Below are 20768 nucleotides of genomic sequence, written 5' to 3'. Positions count from 1 at the left end.
CGTTCCATCTTTTCATTCCGAGGCCCTCGGGGACGAGCCCCCTTCCCCATTCTCCACCGCTGGGCGCAGGCGCCGCACGCCCAGCATCAGGAGGTACCGGTCCGCGACGCCGGGCAGGTAGCGCTCCAGGTGGAGTCCATCGGGGCGGAATCCCAGTTCGGCCAGGAAGCGGAACACGCGGTGCGCGGCCACGTCATCGCGGACGGCGCACTCCAGCGTCGCGAACAGGGTCGGCGCCATCTCCTGCCGGCGGCTTCCTGGAGGAAGACGCCGGCGGGGTTTGATGCGGAAGCCCACCTCGCCCAGGAGCTGCCCATCCACCACGTCGAGCGTGCGGACGTAGCCACTCGTCAGCACGGGGACGCCCCGACGCTCGAGCGCCTGCTTCCACCCGGGCACCGCGGCGCGGAACGCCAGGGGCCCGGGCGGAGCTGTGACGGGGAACCACACGAGCACGGACGGCTCGGCCCAGTGCTCCAGGTGGACCCGCGGCCCCGGCGACGCGCCGAGCCCCCGGAGGTACTGGTCCGCCAGTTGGAGCGAAAGCAGCCGCGCGGAAAGGTCCTGCCGCCATGACGTGAGCATCACCTCGCGCGTCCGTGCGTCTCTTCGGCGGAACTCACGGATGGCGGAGAGTGAAATGCCCGCGGCGCGCAGGCTGCTGATGAAGCGCGCTTCTCCGACCTGTCCAGGAGCGTAGGCGCGGTAGCCATTCGCGCGCCTCGCGGAGGGCAGCAGCAGGCCCTTGCGCTCATAGAAGCGCAGCGCGCTCGGTGCCAGGCCACATCGGTCCGCGAACTGGGAAATCGTCAGCATCCGGAGGCTTTCCCCTTGAGGTTGAACCAGCTTCAAGGTGGAGGGTTTGGAAACCATGAACGTTTCCATCGTCTCCCGAGGTGAAATCAAGCTGGTGGGCATCAAGGTCGTCGGCCGGCGCAGCGAGCTGAGCCACCGCGTCCCGCTGGCGTGGCTGGAGCTCCTCTCGCGCGTGGACGGACTGCCCGGCGTGGTGGACCGCGACCTGTTCCATGGCTGCGTGCCGGGCAGCGACCACGAGCAGCCGGGCGCTGACCCCGTCTACCGGTACTGGGTCACCACCGAGGTTCGGGACCTCGACGCAGTCACTGACGGGTTACAGACGCTGATGATTCCCGCGCGCGACTACGCCATGACGCCAGTGCAGGGCACGGCGGACGCCATCAACGCGGCCTACAGTCGGCTGGCGGCCTGGCTTCAGGCGCAAGGCAGGCGCTCGGAGCCCGCCGCCTACGTGCTGGAGCGGTACGACCAACGTCGACAGCCCGTCACACCGCCGTACGAGCGCTTCGACTACGAGCTGCTCACGCCACTGGCCTCCTGAGCGACTTCGCACCAGGGGCTGTCCGCGAGGGGGCGCGACGACATCAGCGGCGCCGTTCTACGCGCCAGGCCTGGCCGGACGCGACGGCATGACCCGGGCCAGCGCCTCCGCACGAGGAAGGCCCTCCACCGCGCCAAGCCTCTCCACCACACGGGCGCCGACCTCGCACGCGAACGAGGCCAGCGCCGCCAGCTCCGCACCTGTTGCGTCGCGCAGCCCCTCGGCGCCGCCGTACCAGCGCACCAGCCCATGCAGCAGGCCCGCGACGAAACCATCACCAGCACCGGTGGTGTCGACGACGCGCGTCAGCGGCGCCGCGACGTGGATGCGCGCCCCCTTCCACAGCAGCAGCGCGCCACGCTCGCCCAGCGTCACCACGGGCAGCGGCACGCCCATCGCGGCCAGTCGCGTCAGCGCTTCGTCGGGCACCTCCGTCCCGGTGACGAAGCCAATCTCCTCCTCGGAGAGCTTCACCACGGTGCACAGCGGCAGCATCCGGGCCAGCAGGCCCTTCAGCAGAGACGTGTCCTCCCATGCATGCAGCCGCAGGTTGGGGTCACAGCTCACGATGAGCCCCGCGTCGCGCGCCAGGCCCAGCATCCGCACCGCGGCCTCCTGCGCCTCCGGCCACTGGAGCGAGTTGGAGCCACAGTGCACCGCCTTCGCCCCCGACAGGAACGCCGCGTCGACATCCGCGTGCCCCAGCAGGAACTCAGCGGAGCGTGTCCGGAAGAAGGTGAAGCTGCGCTCGCCCTTCCCATCCAGGGAGATGAACACCAGTCCGGTGCGCGCCTCCGCCGTCTGACGCAGGTGGCTCACCTCCACGCCCTCCGCCGCCAATCGCTCGCGAAGGAAGTGACCGAACTCATCCGCGCCCACCACGCCCAGCATGGCCGGGCGCAGCCCCAGCCGGGCCAGCCCCACCGCGACGTTCGCCGGCGAGCCACCGGGACACGGATGCCACGCGGGCACGTCGCGCACCCGGTGCCCCGGAGCCGCCGGGAGGAAGTCCACCAACGTCTCGCCAAAGCACACGACATCCGGCGGCGGCATGAGCCCCTCGCTTCCGAACTCCGTCAGTCCAGGCCCACCTGGGCCATGAAGTCCACGCTCTTGAGGCGGCGGCCCAGGTGATGGGCGATAAAGACGTTGAGCAGGCCGCGAGCACGCGCGCGCAGGTCCGGAGGCAGCGGCGTGCGAGCCCCCTCCTGGAGCGCGCGCAGGCCCGACAGCAGCGCCACCGGCACCGCCACGGACTCACGCGCACGGGCGCCACACGGCTCACACACCGCGCCGCCATGGGCCTGGTCGAAGCGGGGCCGCTCGCCCGGCGCGCCGCCACACAGCGCGCACGTGTCGAAGCGAGGCATCAACCCCGCGTGCGCCAGCGCGAACAGCTCGAAGGCCAGGAGCGACGTGGGCCCGGCCTCCTTCGCATCCAGCCGCGTCAGGTACGACTCCAGCAGGGCGAACAGCTCCTGCTGCGGCTCATGGTCTTTCGTCAGCTCGCGGCACAGCTCCACCGCGTACAGGGCCCGGGCAATCAGGGACAGGTCCTCGCGCGCCGCATAGAAGCCCGCGACGATGTCCGTGCCGTCCAGCCGCACCGTGCTGCCGCGCGTCTCGACGATGTGCACGCGCAGCCGCATGAACGGCTCCAGCGCGCCGGCGAAGCGCCGCTTGCTCTTGCGTGCGCCCGCCGCGAAGGCCGTCAGCTTCCCGTGCTCGCGCGTCAGCAAGGTGACGAGCCGGTCGGACTCGCCATAGTCCACCGAGGACAGCACGAGCGCGTCGTCGTCGTATCGCTCCATGGAGATGCTTCAACCCGCGAGCGGGTTGGGGAGCTTTCCGCTCAGCACCAGGAACAGGTACACACCCAGGAGCAGGGCCGCCAGCAGCACGGACAGCCCCACGTAGGCCCGCTTGCGCCGCTCCTGCTCCAACTGCACGGGCGATGGCGCCGGGACGGACTTGTCCACCTCCTCGTAGCGCAGCACGGCCTCTTCCGGAGACATGCCGATGACCTGCGCGTACGCGCGGATGTAGTTCACCACGAAGATGCGCGAGGGCAGCCGCTCCACCTGCCCGGCCTCCAGCGCGGTGATGAGCGTGGGAGGAATCTTGGTCTCCCGCGCGACGTCGTCACGCGAGAGTCCTCGGAGCTCTCGCTGCTGGCTCAGATATTTGCCGAAGTCGACGTGGTCCACGGGTCCCCAGATACCCAACGCGCTAGAGCTTTTCCAGCAGCCTCCGGCAGTCGTCCTTCATCACCTGTTCACCAGCTTTCGCCTTGCTCTCACAGGTGGCAAAGGCCTCCTTCGCCGCATCGACCTGCCCCAGCTTCGCCTGACAGACGCCCTCACGCATGTACGCCTCCGCCACGTCCGGGCAATTCTCGCGGTAGTGCGTGAACTGGCGGCACGCCTCGGAGGTGCGCCCCGTCTCGTCGTAGATGAGCCCCAGGTTCTTGTAGCCCAAACAGAAGCTGGGGTTGGTCGTCACCGCGGCCTTGATGCTCTCCACCGCGCGCTCCGCCTCACCCTTCTTGTAGTACGCCCACCCCAGGTTTCCCTGGGCGATGAAGGGCGTCGGGTAGAGCATGTCGTTGAGGACCAACTCATAAAGCTTGATGGCGTCGTCGTAGCGGCCCTGGTCCAGGTGCACGTTGGCCAGGTTGGTGCGCGCCTCGGAGAAGTCGGGGCGAACCTCCAGCGCCTTGGTGTAGTGCTTGACGGCCTCGTCGGGACGGCGGAACGCCAGGTGCAACAGGATGCCCATGGCGTTGTTCGCGTCGGGGTAGTCCGGGTCGTTCTTCAGAGACAGCTGCAGCTCGCGCAGCGCCTCCTGGAGCTCGCCGGCCTGCTGGGCCTGCAGCGCCAGGTCGTAGTGAATCTCGGCGCTCCGCTTCTCCTTCTCCGTGGGCGTGTGGGAGCAACCGGAGGACACCAGCAGGAGCGCGAGCGAACAGGACGCGGTGGAAAGGCGGAACATGGGGAGCGGCTCTCGACGAGGGTGAGGGGGCGGAGACTCAGAAGGCGGCCAGGAAGCGGCCCAGGGTGGTGGTGACGTTCTTCTTCTCCTCGGCGCGCGCCACCACGGCGGGCACGAGCGTCGGGTCCTTGAAGAACACCGGCAACGTCTTGAGGTGCTCGTCCTGCTGCTCGGGGGCCAGCGCGCGCCAGTTGGCGTCATCCATCATGAACCCGAGCGACTCCACGAAGGCCAGCGCGTCTCCCTCGTCGTCGCGGTACTCCTCCGCCGACGCGTTGCGCCGGCCGGACAGGTACACCGCGCAGTCCGCGGCCTCCGCCAGGTACAGGTAGACGAAGACCGCCGCGGTCCCCTGCCCTCCCCGGAGGCCCACGACGAAGGCCTGCGCCGGCCCCGCCTGCTTGCCCGGAATGGCCACGTGCGGCGTGTTGAGGGAGGTGTGCAGCGCCAGGATTTGTTCCCGCGTGGCGGGCAGCCCGCGGTAGCGCTCGTCGAGGTTGAACACGGTTGTCTCCGTTACCCGAAGCCCCACACCTGTCAGCGCGTGGTGAGGGTGAACTCCTGCGTCGCATCCTGCGTGTCCGCCGCGGTCTTCTGGAAGCGCAGAAGGGGATTGTCGATCATCACGTTCCCGCCGCCCTCGTTCCCCTCGCCAATGATGACCCGAAACACGTGGGCAGGCGAACTGCTGCGCGCGTCCCCGGGGTTCCCCTTCCGGGCGATGAACGTCACCTTGTTCGCCCCCGGCCGCAGGTTGCGGGTGATGTCCACCACCACCTGGTCCTCGTTGCCGCGCAGCTTGCGCAGCCACGTGGAGTTGATGAATACGTCGATGTCGTACCCCGTCATCCCCGGCACCGTCTGCTCCGTCACCAGCCAGTAGCGCTGGGTGAGGCGCCCAGGAGCCGTGGGTGCGCCGGGCGCCTGCTGCGCCGCGGGAGGCGCCTTCGCTGCGGGGGCGGCCGTCCCAGGGGGAGCGGCGGCGGGCGCCGGCGCCGGCGCGGCGGGGGCCGCGGGCGTCACCGTCGACACCCGGGCCGCGTAGCCAGGCGCGTCGATGTGCACGTTGCCGGCCTCGTCGATGCGGACGGTGGCCTTCTCGAACTTCTGGTTGGTGACGCCGTCAATCTTGACGCCATTGAGGAAGACGGAGCCGGCGTGAGCCCCGAACGGGGCCAGGGCCAGGGCGGCGGCCAGCGCGGCGCTGGGGAACAGGGGCTTCTTCATGTGGGTCACTCCTGAGAATCTCCAACAGTCCCGGGCACTTGGAACGCTTAGCGCACCCGGCGGGACGGAACAAGGCGCGCGTGCACCCCGTTGGAGCGGCCCAACTGCCCGGAGATTCACCCAAGCCCACTTCAGGGCATGGGCTCGGGAGGTACCTCGCGCTGCGCCAGGGCCCAGTCACCGCCCAGCCCGTGGCCCTCACGGAAGCGCCGGAAGTCCCGGCGGACCGCCCGTGGATAGCGCCGGAAGCGCTCCAGTTCGCCCTGCTTGATGGCGTTGCGGATGCGCGTGGGGCCGGCGTTGTAGGCCATCAAGGCCAGGTCCAGGTCCCCACCGAAGCGCTCCTGCAGCGAGCGCAGGTAACGGATACCCAGCCGCACGCAGAGCGCGGTGTCCGCCGTCACTTCCTCGCGGGACAGGCGCAGGCCTTCCTTCTCCGCCAGGAAGTGCAGCGTGCTGGGTTTGATCTGCATCAACCCACGCGCGCCCTTCACGGACACGGCGTCTTCCGTGAAGTCGGACTCCACGTCGATGATGGCCAGAATCAGCAGCGGATCATACGCGAGCCGCCCTGCCTCCTCGGCGATGGCCTGGATGAGCTGCCGGCGCAGCGTCAGGCCCAGGTCCGGGGCACGGCGCGCCAGCACCGCGTCAATCAGCGACGCGTCGGGGGAGATGACCTCCGCCGCCACGACGCCCGGGACCACGGGCTGCACCGGCCGCTCCTCCAGCAGCGGCACCAGTCGCGCGGACACGACGAGCGCCGCGCCCGCGAGCAGCGGGAGCCGGGAACAACCCGAGCTGAAGGCGTGGAGACGTTCGAAGAGCCGCGTACCGAAGGACCTCCCGCCCGAAGGGGCGGGGGCTTTCACTTCCGGTGCTCCAGGGCCTGGATGCGCTCGGCGAGCTTGTCCAGCCGGGTCCCAAAGGCCGCCAGCTCCTCGCGGCGGGGCAGCTTCATCTTCGTCAGGGCCTGGCGCACGCGCTCTTCCACGTTGTGCTCCAAATCCCTGCGGTGGCCCACCAGCCGCTCACTGAACTCCCGGGCCTGGCGCTTGACCTCGTCCTGGCTCCAACCCGCCACCGAGGCCACGCGATGCACGGCCCGCGAGGCTTCTTCCTCGGCCGTGTTCACCGCCAGCAGGGCCTGGCTCCAGAGACGCTCGAACGTCTCCGTCACGGGGTTCTTCTCTCGGGGGGCCTCGGGCTTGCTGTCCATGGGGTCTCTCCGGGAGGTGTACGGGCCGGACGTTCAGGCCCGAACCGGTCGGGGAACGGCCGAAATAAGCACACCCCCGACGTGAAGGGAACGACGGCGATGTGCCTCCCCCTTCCCTTTCGCACTCTGCGAAAGGGAGAGGTCACACTGCCTGTCGTGATTTGACGAAACTTCAGGCGCGCGGCGAGGACGCGGGGCTGCCCGCGGGCTTCGCGCCATTCACCCGGCGCACCGGCTTCAGCAGCGAGTCCACCTTGCGGGACAGCTTCGCCAGCTCCTTGTTGAGGTCCTTCAGCTGCGCCTGGCTGGCCACGCCCACGGCTTCGACGACGCGCGTCTGGATGCCGTCAATGCGCTTACGCAGCTCGGTGCCCGCGGCGTCCACGCGCCGGCCCAGCTCGGTGCTGGCCTCGTTGGCGCGCTTGCTCAGCTCCTGCACGCGCGGATCCGTCAGCAGCTCACCCGCCTGGAACTTCGTCCACAGCGTCTGGGCCTCCTTGGCGGCCTCCTGCCCACGGGACTCCAAGCTCTTCACCACCTTGCCCGCTTCGCCTTCCAGCTCCTCGATGCGCTTCTGCGCCTGAGACAGCTGGGCCTTCAGGAAGCTCTCCACGTTCTGCGCCAGTCCGCTCTTCGCGGCGGCCTCGGAGCTCTGAACTTCGTTCTGCGTCGCCTCGGTCTCGGTCTTCATCGTGGCCATACCGTCCTCCCCTATCCCGGCTTTCGCCGGGCGGTAACCAGGTGCGTCACTGCAATGTCCAACAGCTAACGCAGCGCGCCATGAGCGTCAAGCCAACGACGAGCCCCTAACGCGATTAGCCATGAACAAAGGAAAACCGCCGCCCCGGAGGAAGCTCCGGGAGCGGCGGTTGTCTTCAAGCGAACGCTTTGAGGACGGCTGGCGCGCGGGCTAGGCCGCGCCGGTCGTCTGCGTGCCTACCGGGCGGGAAGGCTCGCCCAGGGGGCCGGTGTCGCCGTGGGTGGCGGCCAGGGCGGCCTCCATCTCGTTGACCTCGTCGGTGGGGCTCTCCACCGCGATGTCCAGGTGCTTGTAGTTCGGCAGACCCGTGCCGGCGGGGATGAGCCGGCCCATGATGACGTTCTCCTTGAGGCCGCGCAGGTAGTCCACCTTGCCGTTGATGGCGGCCTCGGTGAGCACCTTGGTGGTCTCCTGGAAGGACGACGCGGAGATGAAGGACTCGGTGGAGAGCGAGGCCTTGGTGATGCCGAGCAGCAGCGGCTCGCCGACGGCGGGACGCTTGCTTTCCGACATGACCTTCTCGTTCTCCTCCTCGAACACCCACTTCTCGACCTGCTCGTCGACCAGGAAGTTGGTGTCGCCCACATCGGTGACGCGCACGCGGCGGAGCATCTGCCGCACGATGGTCTCGATGTGCTTGTCGTTGATCTTCACGCCCTGCAGTCGGTAGACCTCCTGCACTTCGTCCACCAGGTAGCGCGCGAGCTCCTTCTCGCCCAGCACCTTGAGGATGTCGTGCGGGTTGGCCGAGCCGTCCATCATCGCCTCGCCGGCCTTCACGCGGTCGCCGGAGTGGACGCTGATGTTCTTGCCCTTGGAGATCAGGTACTCCTTGGCCAGGTCCGTGCGCTGCTCGCCGTTCACCTCGGGGGTGATGATGAGCTTGCGCTTGCCCTTGGTGTCCTTGCCGAACGACACCACGCCGTCGATTTCGGCGATCGCCGCCGCGTCCTTCGGCTTGCGCGCCTCGAAGAGCTCGGCCACGCGGGGCAGACCGCCCGTGATGTCCTTGGTCTTCGTCGTCTCGCGCGGCACCTTGGCGATGACCTCGCCCGGGTGAATCTCATCGCCGTCGTTGACGGTGATGATGGAGCCCTGCGGCAGGAAGTAGCTCGCCGGGTTGCGGGAGCTGGGCAGGTCCTTCACGTTGCCGTTGGCATCGCGGATGGTGACGCGCGGACGCGCCTCCGGGTCCTTGGACTCGATGACCGTCTTGCGCGAGAGGCCAGTCACCTCGTCCAGCGCCTCGGACATCGTCACGCCTTCGATGATGTCCTCGTAGCGCACGACACCGCCGACCTCGGTCAGCAGCGGAATCGCGAACGGGTCCCACTCCGCCATGAGGACGCCCGGCTCGATGCGCTGGCCTTCCTTCACGAGGATCCGGGCACCGTAGATGACCTGGTAGCGCTCGCGCTCGCGGCCTGAGTCGTCCACGACGACGATTTCGCCGTTGCGGTTCATGGCCACCAGCGTGCCGTCCGTCTTCTGCACGGTGGTGAGGCCCGCGAATTTCACGCTGCCCGCGTAGCGGTTCTCCAGGCTGGACTGCTCCGCGCGCCGCGTCGCCGCGCCACCGATGTGGAAGGTGCGCATCGTGAGCTGGGTACCCGGCTCACCGATGGACTGCGCCGCGATGACGCCGACCGCCTCACCCACGGACACCTTGCGGCCGCGGGCCAGGTCACGGCCGTAGCACTCCACGCAGATGCCGCGCTTGGCCTGGCAGGTGAGCACCGAGCGGATCTTCACCTTGTCCATGCCGCTGTTCTCGATGCGGCGGACGCGCTCCTCGTCGATCTCCTCGTTGGCGCGCACCAGCACCTCGCCCGTGACGGGGTCGAGGATGTCATCCAGGGCCACGCGGCCCAGGATGCGCTCGCCGAGCGGCTCGATGATCTCGCCGCCCTCCACCAGGGCGCCGATGAACAGGCCGTCCATGGTGCCGCAGTCGTACTCGTTGATGATGGCGTCCTGCGCCACGTCCACGAGACGGCGGGTGAGGTAACCGGAGTTGGCCGTCTTGAGCGCCGTGTCCGCCAGACCCTTACGGGCGCCGTGCGTGGAGATGAAGTACTGCAGCACGGAGAGACCTTCACGGAAGTTGGCCGTGATGGGCGTCTCGATGATTTCGCCGGAGGGCTTCGCCATCAGGCCACGCATACCCGCCAGCTGACGGATCTGCTGGGCGCTACCACGCGCGCCCGAGTCGGCCATGATGTAGATGGGGTTGAAGGACGGCTGCTTGCGCGTCTCGCGCTTGCCGTCGCGGTCCCCGGACGTCTCCTCCTGGGAGATCTGCTGCATCATCTCCTGGGCGACCTTCTCGGTGATCTCCGCCCAGATATCGATGACCTTGTTGTAGCGCTCGCCGTCGGTGATGAGACCCTCGAGGTACTGGTTCTCGATCTCCGACACTTCCTTGCGCGCGAAGTCCAGGAACTCCTGCTTCTTCGCAGGGATGATCATGTCCTTGAGCGCAATGGAGATACCGGCGCGGGTGGCGTTGTAGTAGCCCAGGCTGCGCACGCGGTCCGCGAGCAGCACCGTCTCCTTCTCACCCGTGAGGCGGTAGCAGAGGTCGATGAGGCCGCCGAGCGACTTCTTGTCGAGCACCTTGTTGATGGCGTCGAAGCCCACCGCGCGCGGGACGACCTCCCACAGGAGGACGCGGCCGACGGTGGTCTCCTTGCGCTTGCCGTCGATGCGGCAGACGACCTTCGCCTGGAGGTGCACTTCGCCGTGGTCGTACGCGGCACGCACCTCGTCCGGCGAGGCGAACACGCGGCCCTCGCCGTTGGCGAACTCGCGGGCGCGGGTCATGTAGTAGATGCCGAGCACCATGTCCTGCGTCGGGACGATGATGGGCTTGCCGTTCGCGGGGCTGAGGATGTTGTTCGTCGACATCATCAGCACGCGGGCCTCCATCTGAGCCTCGATGGAGAGCGGCACGTGCACGGCCATCTGGTCGCCGTCGAAGTCGGCGTTGAAGGCGGCGCACACCAGCGGGTGCAGCTGGATGGCCTTGCCTTCAATCAGCACGGGCTCGAAGGCCTGCATGCCCAGGCGGTGAAGCGTGGGGGCGCGGTTGAGGAGCACCGGGTGCTCGCGGATGACGTCCTCGAGGATGTCCCAGACCTCGGGGCGCTCCTTCTCCACCATCTTCTTCGCGGACTTGATGGTGGTGACGTAGCCCTTCTCTTCGAGCTTGTTGTAGATGAACGGCTTGAAGAGCTCGAGCGCCATGATCTTCGGCAGGCCGCACTGGTGCAGGCGCAGCTCGGGGCCCACCACGATGACGGAGCGGCCCGAGTAGTCCACGCGCTTGCCGAGCAGGTTCTGGCGGAACCGGCCCTGCTTGCCCTTGAGCATGTCGGACAGCGATTTCAGCGGGCGCTTGTTGGGGCCCGTGATGGTCTTTCCGCGGCGGCCGTTGTCGAACAGCGCGTCCACGGCCTCCTGCAGCATCCGCTTCTCATTGCGGATGATGATGTCCGGAGCGTTCAGCTCCTGGAGGCGCTTCAGCCGGTTGTTGCGGTTGATGACGCGGCGGTACAGGTCGTTCAGGTCGGAGGTCGCGAAGCGGCCACCATCCAGGGGAACGAGCGGGCGCAGGTCCGGCGGAATCACCGGAATCACGTCCAGCATCATCCACTCCGGCTTGTTGCCGGAGACGCGGAACGCCTCGGCCACCTTCAGGCGCTTGGCGTACTTCTTCCGCTTCGCCTCGCTGGTCGTCTCCCGCATGTCCTTGCGCAGCTCTTCGGACAGCTTCTCGACGTTCAGCGACTTGAGCATCTCCCGGACGGCCTCGCCGCCCATGCCCGTGGTGAAGGAGTCCTCACCGTGCTCCTGGTAGAGCCGGTGCATCTTGTCCTCGCTGATGAGCTCGCCCTTCTGCAGCGGCGTCGCCTTCGGATCGAGGACGATGTAGCTCTCGCAGTAGAGGACCTTCTCCAGCTCCTTCAGCGTGATGTCGAGCAGGTTGCCGATGCGGCTCGGCAGCGACTTGAGGAACCAGATGTGGGCCACCGGCGTGGCCAGGGTGATGTGGCCCAGGCGCTCACGGCGCACCTTGGACTGGATGACCTCCACGCCGCACTTCTCGCACACCACGCCGCGGTGCTTCATGCGCTTGTACTTGCCGCAGTTGCACTCGTAGTCCTTCACCGGCCCGAAGATGCGGGCGCAGAAGAGCCCATCCCGCTCCGGCTTGAAGGTGCGGTAGTTGATCGTCTCCGGCTTCTTCACCTCGCCATGGGACCACTGGCGAATCTTGTCGGGCGACGCCAGCGCAATGCGGATGGCGTTGAACGACAGCGGGTCCTTCGGCTTCTCGAAGAAGTTGAAAATGTCCTTCACGTTGCCTCCGAAATCTCGTTGGGCGCCCCCCTCTTCCAAGGGGGGCCGCCAGCTGATTCGGGCCCCCGCCCCGTTCCGGCCGCGCCCGCCCCTTTCGGGACGGCGGGCGGCCGGTCAGGCGGGCGCTCCGTGCAATCAGGCCTCGGTTCCCGTCTTGCGCTCCTCGCCGTCACCACCGCCGAGGAAGTCGCCTCCGAAGCTGCGCTGCCGCTCCGGTGGGGCGCTCTCCAGCAGCTCCACGTCGAGCGCGAGCGACTGGAGCTCCTTGAGGAGCACGTTGAACGACTCGGGCAGGCCGCTCTCCAGGACGTTGTCGCCCTTGACGATGGCCTCGTACATGCGCGTGCGGCCCACCACGTCGTCCGACTTGACGGTGAGGAACTCCTGCAGCGTGTACGCCGCGCCGTAGGCCTCCATCGCCCAGACTTCCATCTCGCCCAGACGCTGACCGCCGAACTGCGCCTTGCCGCCCAGGGGCTGCTGCGTGACGAGCGAGTAGGGTCCGATGGAGCGGGCGTGGATCTTCTCGTCCACCAGGTGGTGCAGCTTCAGCATGTACATGACGCCCACGGTGACGTTCTGGTCGAACGGCTCACCGGTGCGCCCGTCGAAGAGCACCATCTGTCCCGTGCGGGGCAGCTGGCCCTCGTCCAGCAGGGCGTGGATCTCCGTCTCCTCCGCGCCGTCGAAGACGGGCGTGGCGACGTGGATGCCCCGCTTGGAGCGGCGGCACAGCTGCTTGATCTCCTCGTCGTCGAGCTTGTCGAGGAACTCGCCGAACGCCGGGTCGCTGTAGATGACCTTGAGGCGCTCCTTGATGGCGTCCGAGCTCCAGTTGGACTCGACGTAGCGCTGCAGCGCTTCGCCGGTGCCCTTGGCGGCCCAGCCCAGGTGCGTCTCGAGGATCTGCCCGATGTTCATGCGCGAGGGCACACCCAGCGGGTTGAGGACGATGTCCACCGGACGCCCGTCCTCCAGGTACGGCATGTCCTCCTCGGGGAGGATGCGGGACACGACGCCCTTGTTTCCGTGGCGGCCGGCCATCTTGTCGCCCACGGCCAGCTTGCGCTTGATGGCGACGTACACCTTCACCATCTTGATGACGCCCGGCGGCAGCTCGTCGCCCTTCTTGATGCGGGCGATCTTCTCGCCGAAGGCCAGCTTCACGGCCTCCTTCGTCTCCTCCAGGTGACGCAGGATGTCGCGCAGGCGCGAGTCCAGCGGATCGCCGACGGAGATCTCACCCCAGTACTTGTAGGGCACCGTGGACAGCAGCTCGTCGTCGAGGATGTCCCCCTTCTTCAGGAGGATCTTCCCCTTGTCGTCCACGAGCTTGCCCTGGACCTCCTTGGTGCGCACCAGGCCGCGGATGCGGCCGAACGCGCTGTCCTGGAGGACCTTGATCTCGTCGTTCTGGTCCTTGAGGAGCTTCGCCTCCTCCATGGACTCGATCTGCTTGGCGCGCTCGTCCTTCTCCACGCCCTTGCGGCTGAACACCTTGGCGTTGATGACGGTGCCCACCACGCCCGGCGGGACGCGCAGGGAGCTGTCACGCACGTCACCGGCCTTCTCACCGAAGATGGCGCGCAGCAGCTTCTCTTCGGGAGACAGCTGCGTCTCGCCCTTCGGGGTGATCTTGCCCACCAGCACGTCGCCGGGCTTCACCTCGGCGCCGATGCGGATGATGCCGCTCTCGTCGAGGTCCTTGAGGGCCTCCTCACCCACGTTCGGGATGTCGCGGGTGATCTCCTCCTTGCCCAGCTTGGTGTCACGCGCGATGCACTCGAACTCCTCGATGTGGATCGACGTGTAGACGTCGTCCTTGAGGATGCGCTCGCTGATGAGGATGGAGTCCTCGAAGTTGTAGCCCTGCCACGGCATGAACGCGACGACCACGTTCTGCCCCAGCGCCAGCTCACCCGTCTCGGTGGCCGGGCCGTCCGCGATGACGTCACCCTTCTTCACCCGGTCGCCCTTGCTGATGATGGGCTTCTGGTTGAGGCAGGTGTTCTGGTTGGAGCGCTGGTACTTGAGCAGGTTGTAGATGTCGACCTCGCTCGTGACGTCGCTCAGCGAGGCCGGCACGTCCGCCTTCACCACGATGCGGCCGGCGTCCACGCTCTCCACGATGCCGTCGCGCCGGGCCACGCAGGTGACGCCGGAGTCGCGGGCGACAATGGACTCGATGCCCGTGCCCACCAGCGGCGCCGCGGTGCGCAGCAGCGGAACGGCCTGGCGCTGCATGTTGGAGCCCATGAGCGCGCGGTTGGCGTCGTCGTTCTCCAGGAACGGGATGAGCGACGCGGCCACCGACACCAGCTGCTTCGGGGACACGTCCATCAGGTCCACGTCCTCGGCGCGCGCCTGGACGAACTCACCACCACGGCGGCTGGACACCAGCGCGTTGGCGAACTTGCCCTTCTTGTCCGTCTCCGCGTTCGCCTGGGCGATGGTGTGCTTCTCCTCCTCGAGCGCGGAGTAGAAGGCCACGTCCGTCGTCACCACGCCGCCCTCGACCTTGCGGTACGGCGTCTCCACGAAGCCGAACTCGTTGACGCGCGCGTAGGTGGACAGCGACGCGATGAGGCCGATGTTCGGACCTTCCGGCGTCTCGATGGGGCAGATGCGGCCGTAGTGCGTCGGGTGCACGTCGCGCACCTCGAAGCCCGCGCGCTCGCGGGTCAGGCCACCGGGCCCGAGCGCCGACAGGCGCCGCTTGTGCGTGACCTCGGACAGCGGGTTCGTCTGGTCCATGAACTGCGACAGCTGGCTGGACCCGAAGAACTCCTTGATGACCGCCGTGACGGGCTTGGCGTTGATGAGGTCGTGCGGCATGAGCGTCTCGATCTCCTGGAGGCTCATGCGCTCCTTGATCGCCCGCTCCATGCGCACCAGGCCGATGCGGTACTGGTTCTCCAGCAGCTCGCCCACCGCGCGGACGCGGCGGTTGCCCAGGTGGTCGATGTCGTCGATGGTCCCCTTGCCGTTCTTCAGATCGATCAGGTAGCGGATCACCTCGAGGATGTCCCGCTTGGTGAGGATCTGCCCGTCGAGCGGCTCCTCAAGACCGAACTTGAAGTTCAGCTTGAGGCGGCCGACCTTGGAGAGGTCGTAGCGCTCCGGGTTGAAGAACAGGTTGGTGAACAGGTTGATGGCCGTCTCCGGCGTCGGCGGATCGCCAGGGCGCAGGCGGCGGTAGATCTCCATGATGGACTGCTCGGGGGTCTCGAGCTTGTCCAGCATCAACGTCTCACGCAGGTACGGCCCCACGTTGAGGTTGTCGATGAAGAGGACCTTGAACTCCTTGATGCCGTGCTTGAGGAGCTCGTCCACCTTCTCCTGGGTGACCTCCTCGTTGCACTCGAGGAGCACCACGCCGTTGGTCTCTTCGACCACGTCGTAGGCGGACACCTTGGTGAAGAGCTCGTCCGCATCGATGGGGAGCGTCTTCATCTTCGCCGCTTCGAGCTTCTTGATGGCGGCGCGGGTGAACTTGCGGTTCTTCTTGACGATCAGCTCGCCCGTCTTGGTCTTGATGTCGCGCGTCGCGCGCTGACCGGGCAGCAGCTCGAGCTCGACGCTCTTCTCGAACTCCTCCGCGCTATGGAGGTAGATCGTCTCCGTCGCGTAGTAGTAGTTGAGGATCTCCTCGGTGGAGCCCTTGAACTCCAGCGGGTTCTTCTTCGCGGTGTCCGGGACGGCGCCGAGCGCGCGGATGAGCACCGTGGCCGGCAGCTTGCGGCGACGGTCGATGCGCACGTACAGCAGGTCCTTGTGGTCGAACTCGAAGTCGATCCACGAACCGCGGTAGGGGATGATGCGGGCGTTGTAGAGCAGCTTGCCAGACGAGTGGCTCTTGCCCTTGTCGTGGTCAAAGAAGGCGCCCGGGCTGCGATGCAGCTGGCTGACGACGACGCGCTCGGTACCGTTGATGATGAAGGTGCCGTTCTGGGTCATCAGCGGGATTTCGCCGAAGTAGACCTCCTGCTCCTTCACGTCACGAATGGACTGGGCGCCGGTCTCCTCGTCCTTGTCCCACACGACCAGGCGCACGACGACCTTGATGGGCGCCGAATACGTCATGCCACGCTGGTGGCACTCATCTACGTCGTACTTCGGGCGCTCCAGGTGGTAGCTCACGAACTCCAGCGAGGAGGTCTCGTTGAAGTCGCGGATGGGGAACACCGACTTGAAGACGCCCTGAAGACCGAGGTCCTCGCGCTTGTCGGCGGCAATGTCCGCCTGGAGGAACTTCTCGTAGGACTGCTTCTGGATGTTGATAAGATTGGGAATGTCGATGATCTTCGCGATCTTCGCGAAGGTCTTCCGCACGCGGAAATTGTTCTGGATCTGCGTCGGCATTCTGGCTCCGGGGACTACTGCTCGGGCGGGCAAACTTCAGTAACGCGCGGCGGCGCCGGGAAATTTGCAACGGTCAAATGGGCAAAGCCGGCGCCCCCACTCAGGGAGCGCCGGCCTGCACATCCGGTCAGGAGGCTGCCCGAAATTTCCCGGAAAACCGGGCAGCCCCTGTAGAAATTACTTGACTTCGACGGTCGCGCCAGCCGCGGTGAGCTGGTCCTTGATCTTCTTGGCGTCGTCCTTGCTGACGGCTTCCTTGACGTTCTTCGGAGCGCCCTCGACCAGGTCCTTGGCCTCCTTCAGGCCCAGGCCGGTGATCGCGCGGATCTCCTTGATGACGTTGATCTTGTTGGCGCCGGCGTTGGCCAGCACCACCGTGAACTCCGTCTGCTCCTCGACAGGAGCGGCGGCGGCGGCCGGGCCCGCGGCAACGGCCACGGCGGCGGCGGACACGCCCCACTTGTTCTCGAGCTGCTTCACGAGCTCGGCCGCCTCGAGGACGGTCAGGGAGGAAAGCTGGTCAACAATCGCGTTCAGGTCAGCCATTGAAATGTGTCCTTCTGGTTTCGACTAACGGCCAACTCCCCTTTGGAGAGTTTCGGCCGGAGAGGTTGCGGTAGAAAAACTTCTCGAACAGATGAGGGGAAACTACCCCTGCGCCTTGTCCGCGTTGGCCTGGACGACTCGGGCGAGCTGCGAACCCGGAGCCGCGATGGTCCGAACCAGCTTGCTCGCGGGCTGGCTGATGACGCCCAGCAGCTGCGCGCGAAGCTCGGGCAGACCCGGCAGCTTCGCCAGGGCCTTCACACCGGCGACGTCGACCTTGCGGCCTTCGACGACGGCGGTGCGGATCTTGATCTTGTCCTCGATGTCCTTCGCGAACTCGACCAGGATCTTCGCGGGAGCCACCACGTCGCCGTAGCTGATGCACAGGGCCACGGGGCCCGTGAAGTCATCAGCGATGACCGACACGGACGTGCCCTGCGCGGCACGGCGCGCCAGCGTGTTCTTGATGACCCTGTACTCGACGTTGCCCTCGCGGAACTTCTTGCGGAGCTTGGTCACCGTCTCCACGTCCACCTTGGTGAACTCGGCGACGACGGCGGAGGTCGTCCTCGAGAACTTCTCGTGGAGCTCCTTGATCATCTCTTCCTTCTCGCTCTTCAGCACTTTGACTCACCTCCTTACTGGGCCCGCCTTTTCAGGACGGGCGTGATGCCTGGGCCAAAGTGGCAGAGCGAGAGGAGCCTCCGAGAGGCACCACACCGCACCTCCAGTCTCGGCAGGGCTGACCTTGCGGTCGTTTGAACCAGGGGTCGAAGATGCCGTCCGGCCGGTTGCCCGGCTGCCAACGGAACATGCATCCTCTCCACCCAGGTCCCTGCTGTCATGAACCAGGTGTCGGGACGCCGCGCCTCACGACGTGGCGCCCCAATTGCAAAAGCCGGGGGCCTATACCCCCGGCTTCAGCAAAGATCCAGAACTTTCGAACCTGTGACGTCAGACAGGTGACAGCCCCGACTCAAAGTCCGGGCTGCGCCCCCTTGTCCGGGCGGCGACTAGCCGTGGCGCGCCTTGATCTCCGTGGTGTCGAGCTTGATGCCCGGGCCCATGGAGGACGAGATGGCGATACCCTGGAGGTACACGCCCTTCGCGGCGGCCGGCTTCAGCTTCATCACCAGGTCCACCAGCGCGTTGAAGTTGGCCTCGAGCTTCTCCACTTCGAAGGAGCACTTGCCCAGCTTCGCGTGGACGATACCGGCCTTCTCAGCGCGGAAGTCGACCTTACCACCCTTGGCATCACGGATGGCCTTCGCGACATCCATGGTCACCGTGCCGACCTTCGGGTTCGGCATCAGGCCGCGGGGACCGAGCACCTTACCGAGGCGACCGACGACACCCATCATGTCGGGGGTGGCGATGACGGTGTCGAAGTCGAGGAAACCCTCCTCGATGCGCTTCTGGAGGTCCTCGGCGCCCACCACGTCCGCGCCGGCGTTGGCCGCGTCGGTGGCCTTCTCACCCTTGGCGAACACGGCCACGCGCACGGTGGCGCCAGTGCCATGCGGGAGCACCACGGCGCCACGGACCATCTGGTCCGCGTGCTTCGGGTCCACGCCCAGGTTGATGGAGACGTCGACCGTCTGGTCGTACTTGGTGGCGCGAGCCTCCACCGTCTTCTTCAGGAGCTGAAAGCCCTCGCCGAGGGCGTAGCGCTTGTCGCGGTCAACCAGAGCGGTGGCCGCACGGAACTTCTTCCCAGTCTTAGCCATGACAGAAATCCTTGTCGTGAGTGGGTGCGCGGCGGCCTAGCCGACGACGTCGATGCCCATGGAGCGTGCGGTGCCGGCAATGGTGTTCATGCAGGCCTCGAGCGACGCGGCGGTGGTGTCCTGGATCTTCTTCTTCGCGATGTCCTCGAGCTGAGCGCGGGTGATCTGCCCGACCTTCTCCTTGCCCGGCTTCTTCGCGCCCGACCCCTTCTTCTTCTCCGTGTGGAGACCCGCGGCCTTCTTGATGAGGACGGCGGCGGGAGGGGTCTTCAGGATGAAGGTGAAGGAGCGGTCCGCATACACGGTGATGACCACCGGGATGATGAGCGCTTCCTTGGCCTCCGCCTGGGTCTTCGCGTTGAACTGCTTGCAGAACTCCATGATGTTCACGCCCTGCTGACCGAGCGCGGGGCCGATCGGCGGAGCGGGGTTCGCCTTTCCGGCGGGAATCTGCAGCTTGACCTGACCTGTGATCTTCTTCATCGAACGACAACTGCCTTTCGAGTGGGTGGTGCGAGCGGGCTACCAGACGGGGAAGCCCTCCCACCCATGAGCCCGGCCCCGATACGGGGACCGGAAATGCGAACGCCGCGCACCCCATACAGGGGTGCACGGCGCGGCATCAACTGCTAGCCGGTGGTCTTCTCCACCTGCATGAAGTCCAGCTCCACCGGGGTGGCGCGGCCGAAGATGCTGACCAGCACCTTCACCCTGCCCTTCTCGGCGTTGACCTCTTCCACGGTGCCATTGAAGTTGGCGAACGGACCGTCGATGACGCGCACCGTGTCGCCGTCGTCGAACTGAACCTTGGGCTTCGGCTTGAGCGTGCCTTCGGAAATCTGGGACGTCAGGCGCGCCACCTCCTGGTCGGAGATGGGCAGTGGATTCTGATGCTGCGCCGTTCCCGGGAAACCGGTGATCTTCGGCGTGTTCTTCACCAGGTGGAGCGTCCGGTCGTTCAGCTCCATCTGCACGAAGATGTAGCCAGGGAAGAACTTGCGACGAGAGGTCTTCTTCTCGCCCTTCACCATTTCGACGACCTGCTCCATCGGAATCAGGATTTCACCGAACTGGTCCTGAAGGCCCTCCAGACGAACCTTCTCTTCCAGGCTCTTCTTCGCCTGGTTCTCGAAGTTCGAGTAGGTGTGGACCACGTACCATTTCATCGCCATTACAGCTTCCCCCACACGGCCGGCAGCCACTCCACCATCAGGTTGTAGGCGGCGGTATCGATGCAGAAGAGGATGACGGCGGCCACCAAGGACGCCACGACGACGGCCATGGTCGACGCCTTGGTCTCCGACCAGGTAGGCCAGGTGACCTTCATCAACTCCGAAGCCACGTCGATGGACAGCGCATGGGTGCGCGGGTGGAAGTACGCGCCCACGGCCAATCCCACGGCCAGCACGTAGCCCACCAGGGTGGAGACCTTCCAGTCCAAGCCCTCGATGAGGACCGGGTCGCTCCAGCTGAACCGCGCCCACAGCAACCCGAGCAAGCGCTCCAGGAAGAGGGCCAGGACGATGCCGGCGAGAAGATAGAAGATGACCACGAGCCGCTTCGGATCCATCGCCGAGCGGTTAGCCTGCTGGCTGGCCTCTGATGCCGTCGCCATGGTGCCTCACGAGGTACTGCGGATGCGAATTCGCGGGACTGCGAAAACACAGGAACCCCCGGCACCTCCAGGTACCGGGGGCCCCGCGACTACTGAGAGTTGGCAGGCCAGGAGGGATTCGAACCCCCAACACGCGGATTTGGAGACCGCTGCTCTACCGTTGGAGCTACTGGCCTAGAACCTTCCCTGAACTACCGACCTAGACCTTGCCTTCCTTATGGTCCTGGTGCTTCCGGCAGCGAGGACAGAACTTGCTCAGCTCGAGCTTGTCCTGGCTCTTCCGCTTGTTCTTCGTGGTCGTGTAGTTCCGCTCTTTGCACACAGTGCACTCGAGCGAAATGATGGAACGATTGCCCTTCGGCATGACCTACCTCACCAGATACGAGAAGGGAAGGCTACTACAACGCAGCCCTCCCTTCGGAGTCGGGACAGTGAGCCCGGCGGCCTCACGGCCGACCCGGCATTACTCGATGACTTCCGCCACGACGCCGGCGCCCACCGTGCGGCCACCCTCGCGAACCGCGAAGCGCAGCTCCTTCTCCATGGCCACCGGGGTGATGAGCTCCACCTCGATGGCGATGTTGTCGCCCGGCATCACC

The 20768-nt window shown here is 66.5% G+C and carries 20 protein-coding genes, 1 tRNA gene and 1 pseudogene; 1 reads left to right on the top strand and 21 read right to left on the bottom strand.

Features of this window, described 5'->3' with window-relative positions:
• Positions 1 to 12: 12 nt before the first annotated feature.
• On the bottom strand, positions 13 to 816 hold the full coding sequence (locus HV826_RS25650; RefSeq protein WP_176419601.1) for a MerR family transcriptional regulator: 804 nt from the start codon (positions 814 to 816) through the stop codon (positions 13 to 15).
• 55 nt (positions 817 to 871) lie between these two features.
• On the opposite strand from HV826_RS25650, the gene HV826_RS25645 reads away from it, so the two are divergent.
• On the top strand, positions 872 to 1360 hold the full coding sequence (locus HV826_RS25645) for a GyrI-like domain-containing protein (RefSeq protein WP_176419600.1): 489 nt from the start codon (positions 872 to 874) through the stop codon (positions 1358 to 1360).
• Positions 1361 to 1417: 57 nt separating this feature from the next.
• Here the strand turns inward: HV826_RS25645 and HV826_RS25640 are convergent, their stop codons facing one another.
• From HV826_RS25640 to tuf, 20 genes and pseudogenes are all read right to left on the bottom strand, one after another.
• The gene (locus HV826_RS25640; RefSeq protein ID WP_255208111.1) at positions 1418 to 2413 is read right to left on the bottom strand and encodes a carbohydrate kinase; all 996 of its coding nucleotides are present in this window, start codon (positions 2411 to 2413) and stop codon (positions 1418 to 1420) included.
• A 23-nt stretch (positions 2414 to 2436) separates the two neighbouring features.
• Positions 2437 to 3171, bottom strand: a complete 735-nt coding sequence (gene recO / locus HV826_RS25635) for a DNA repair protein RecO (protein WP_176419599.1) — start codon at positions 3169 to 3171, stop codon at positions 2437 to 2439.
• A gap of 9 nt (positions 3172 to 3180) precedes the next feature.
• A complete protein-coding gene (locus HV826_RS25630) occupies positions 3181 to 3567 on the bottom strand; it encodes a helix-turn-helix transcriptional regulator (protein ID WP_176419618.1) in 387 nt (128 codons plus the stop codon).
• Between the two features lie 22 nt (positions 3568 to 3589).
• On the bottom strand, positions 3590 to 4351 hold the full coding sequence (gene tgl, locus HV826_RS25625; RefSeq protein WP_176419598.1) for a social motility TPR repeat lipoprotein Tgl: 762 nt from the start codon (positions 4349 to 4351) through the stop codon (positions 3590 to 3592).
• A gap of 37 nt (positions 4352 to 4388) precedes the next feature.
• A complete protein-coding gene (locus HV826_RS25620) occupies positions 4389 to 4856 on the bottom strand; it encodes a social motility and stimulation tgl protein (protein WP_176419597.1) in 468 nt (155 codons plus the stop codon).
• Between the two features lie 32 nt (positions 4857 to 4888).
• A complete protein-coding gene (locus HV826_RS25615; RefSeq protein WP_176419596.1) occupies positions 4889 to 5578 on the bottom strand; it encodes a hypothetical protein in 690 nt (229 codons plus the stop codon).
• A 131-nt stretch (positions 5579 to 5709) separates the two neighbouring features.
• Positions 5710 to 6450 carry a lytic transglycosylase domain-containing protein gene (locus HV826_RS25610; protein WP_163783658.1) on the bottom strand — a complete coding sequence of 247 codons (741 nt, stop codon included), beginning with the start codon at positions 6448 to 6450 and terminating at the stop codon, positions 5710 to 5712.
• Positions 6447 to 6797, bottom strand: coding sequence for a phasin family protein (locus tag HV826_RS25605; RefSeq protein ID WP_176412683.1), 351 nt, complete (start codon positions 6795 to 6797; stop codon positions 6447 to 6449). The genes HV826_RS25610 and HV826_RS25605 overlap by 4 nt, the downstream gene beginning before the upstream one ends.
• Positions 6798 to 6969: 172 nt before the next feature.
• The gene (locus tag HV826_RS25600) at positions 6970 to 7497 is read right to left on the bottom strand and encodes a hypothetical protein (RefSeq protein ID WP_176419595.1); all 528 of its coding nucleotides are present in this window, start codon (positions 7495 to 7497) and stop codon (positions 6970 to 6972) included.
• Between the two features lie 210 nt (positions 7498 to 7707).
• Positions 7708 to 11919, bottom strand: a complete 4212-nt coding sequence (rpoC, locus tag HV826_RS25595) for a DNA-directed RNA polymerase subunit beta' (protein WP_163783661.1) — start codon at positions 11917 to 11919, stop codon at positions 7708 to 7710.
• Positions 11920 to 12054: 135 nt separating this feature from the next.
• Complete coding sequence (gene rpoB, locus HV826_RS25590) at positions 12055 to 16281, bottom strand: DNA-directed RNA polymerase subunit beta (protein WP_163783662.1); 4227 nt, start codon at positions 16279 to 16281, stop codon at positions 12055 to 12057.
• Between the two features lie 177 nt (positions 16282 to 16458).
• The gene (gene rplL, locus HV826_RS25585) at positions 16459 to 16827 is read right to left on the bottom strand and encodes a 50S ribosomal protein L7/L12 (RefSeq protein WP_176419594.1); all 369 of its coding nucleotides are present in this window, start codon (positions 16825 to 16827) and stop codon (positions 16459 to 16461) included.
• Positions 16828 to 16929: 102 nt separating this feature from the next.
• On the bottom strand, positions 16930 to 17451 hold the full coding sequence (rplJ, locus tag HV826_RS25580; protein WP_176419593.1) for a 50S ribosomal protein L10: 522 nt from the start codon (positions 17449 to 17451) through the stop codon (positions 16930 to 16932).
• A 389-nt stretch (positions 17452 to 17840) separates the two neighbouring features.
• On the bottom strand, positions 17841 to 18554 hold the full coding sequence (rplA, locus tag HV826_RS25575) for a 50S ribosomal protein L1 (RefSeq protein ID WP_176419592.1): 714 nt from the start codon (positions 18552 to 18554) through the stop codon (positions 17841 to 17843).
• A gap of 36 nt (positions 18555 to 18590) precedes the next feature.
• On the bottom strand, positions 18591 to 19037 hold the full coding sequence (gene rplK, locus HV826_RS25570; RefSeq protein ID WP_163783666.1) for a 50S ribosomal protein L11: 447 nt from the start codon (positions 19035 to 19037) through the stop codon (positions 18591 to 18593).
• 146 nt (positions 19038 to 19183) lie between these two features.
• Positions 19184 to 19726: a transcription termination/antitermination protein NusG gene (gene nusG / locus HV826_RS25565; RefSeq protein ID WP_090494984.1), complete on the bottom strand. Its 543-nt coding sequence runs from the start codon at positions 19724 to 19726 to the stop codon at positions 19184 to 19186.
• Positions 19726 to 20169 (bottom strand): preprotein translocase subunit SecE, encoded by a 444-nt coding sequence (secE, locus tag HV826_RS25560; RefSeq protein WP_176419591.1) that lies wholly within the window; start codon positions 20167 to 20169, stop codon positions 19726 to 19728. The genes nusG and secE overlap by 1 nt, the downstream gene beginning before the upstream one ends.
• A gap of 100 nt (positions 20170 to 20269) precedes the next feature.
• Positions 20270 to 20345 (bottom strand) — tRNA-Trp (locus HV826_RS25555).
• Between the two features lie 23 nt (positions 20346 to 20368).
• Positions 20369 to 20533, bottom strand: coding sequence for a 50S ribosomal protein L33 (rpmG, locus tag HV826_RS25550; protein WP_011553120.1), 165 nt, complete (start codon positions 20531 to 20533; stop codon positions 20369 to 20371).
• Between the two features lie 99 nt (positions 20534 to 20632).
• A pseudogene (gene tuf, locus HV826_RS25545) lies at positions 20633 to 20768 on the bottom strand (elongation factor Tu); the annotation flags it as partial.

It is taken from the genome of Myxococcus sp. AM010 (assembly GCF_013372585.1).
Classification (GTDB): Bacteria; Myxococcota; Myxococcia; order Myxococcales; family Myxococcaceae; genus Myxococcus; species Myxococcus vastator.
Note: the sequence above shows the minus strand (reverse complement) of the source record. Positions and strands in the feature narration are given on the sequence as shown.

Excerpts from the sequence above, each read along its gene's own strand:
- rplL (WP_176419594.1), bottom strand. The coding sequence starts at position 16,827 with ATGGCTGACCTGAACGCGATTGTTGACCAGCTTTCCTCCCTGACCGTC.
- rplA (WP_176419592.1), bottom strand. The coding sequence starts at position 18,554 with ATGGCTAAGACTGGGAAGAAGTTCCGTGCGGCCACCGCTCTGGTTGAC.
- HV826_RS25650 (WP_176419601.1), bottom strand. The coding sequence starts at position 816 with ATGCTGACGATTTCCCAGTTCGCGGACCGATGTGGCCTGGCACCGAGC.
- rpmG (WP_011553120.1), bottom strand. The coding sequence starts at position 20,533 with ATGCCGAAGGGCAATCGTTCCATCATTTCGCTCGAGTGCACTGTGTGC.
- rplK (WP_163783666.1), bottom strand. The coding sequence starts at position 19,037 with ATGAAGAAGATCACAGGTCAGGTCAAGCTGCAGATTCCCGCCGGAAAG.
- recO (WP_176419599.1), bottom strand. The coding sequence starts at position 3,171 with ATGGAGCGATACGACGACGACGCGCTCGTGCTGTCCTCGGTGGACTAT.
- HV826_RS25605 (WP_176412683.1), bottom strand. The coding sequence starts at position 6,797 with ATGGACAGCAAGCCCGAGGCCCCCCGAGAGAAGAACCCCGTGACGGAG.
- HV826_RS25645 (WP_176419600.1), top strand. The coding sequence starts at position 872 with ATGAACGTTTCCATCGTCTCCCGAGGTGAAATCAAGCTGGTGGGCATC.
- nusG (WP_090494984.1), bottom strand. The coding sequence starts at position 19,726 with ATGGCGATGAAATGGTACGTGGTCCACACCTACTCGAACTTCGAGAAC.
- secE (WP_176419591.1), bottom strand. The coding sequence starts at position 20,169 with ATGGCGACGGCATCAGAGGCCAGCCAGCAGGCTAACCGCTCGGCGATG.
- tgl (WP_176419598.1), bottom strand. The coding sequence starts at position 4,351 with ATGTTCCGCCTTTCCACCGCGTCCTGTTCGCTCGCGCTCCTGCTGGTG.
- HV826_RS25600 (WP_176419595.1), bottom strand. The coding sequence starts at position 7,497 with ATGGCCACGATGAAGACCGAGACCGAGGCGACGCAGAACGAAGTTCAG.
- rpoB (WP_163783662.1), bottom strand. The coding sequence starts at position 16,281 with ATGCCGACGCAGATCCAGAACAATTTCCGCGTGCGGAAGACCTTCGCG.
- HV826_RS25615 (WP_176419596.1), bottom strand. The coding sequence starts at position 5,578 with ATGAAGAAGCCCCTGTTCCCCAGCGCCGCGCTGGCCGCCGCCCTGGCC.
- HV826_RS25640 (WP_255208111.1), bottom strand. The coding sequence starts at position 2,413 with ATGCCGCCGCCGGATGTCGTGTGCTTTGGCGAGACGTTGGTGGACTTC.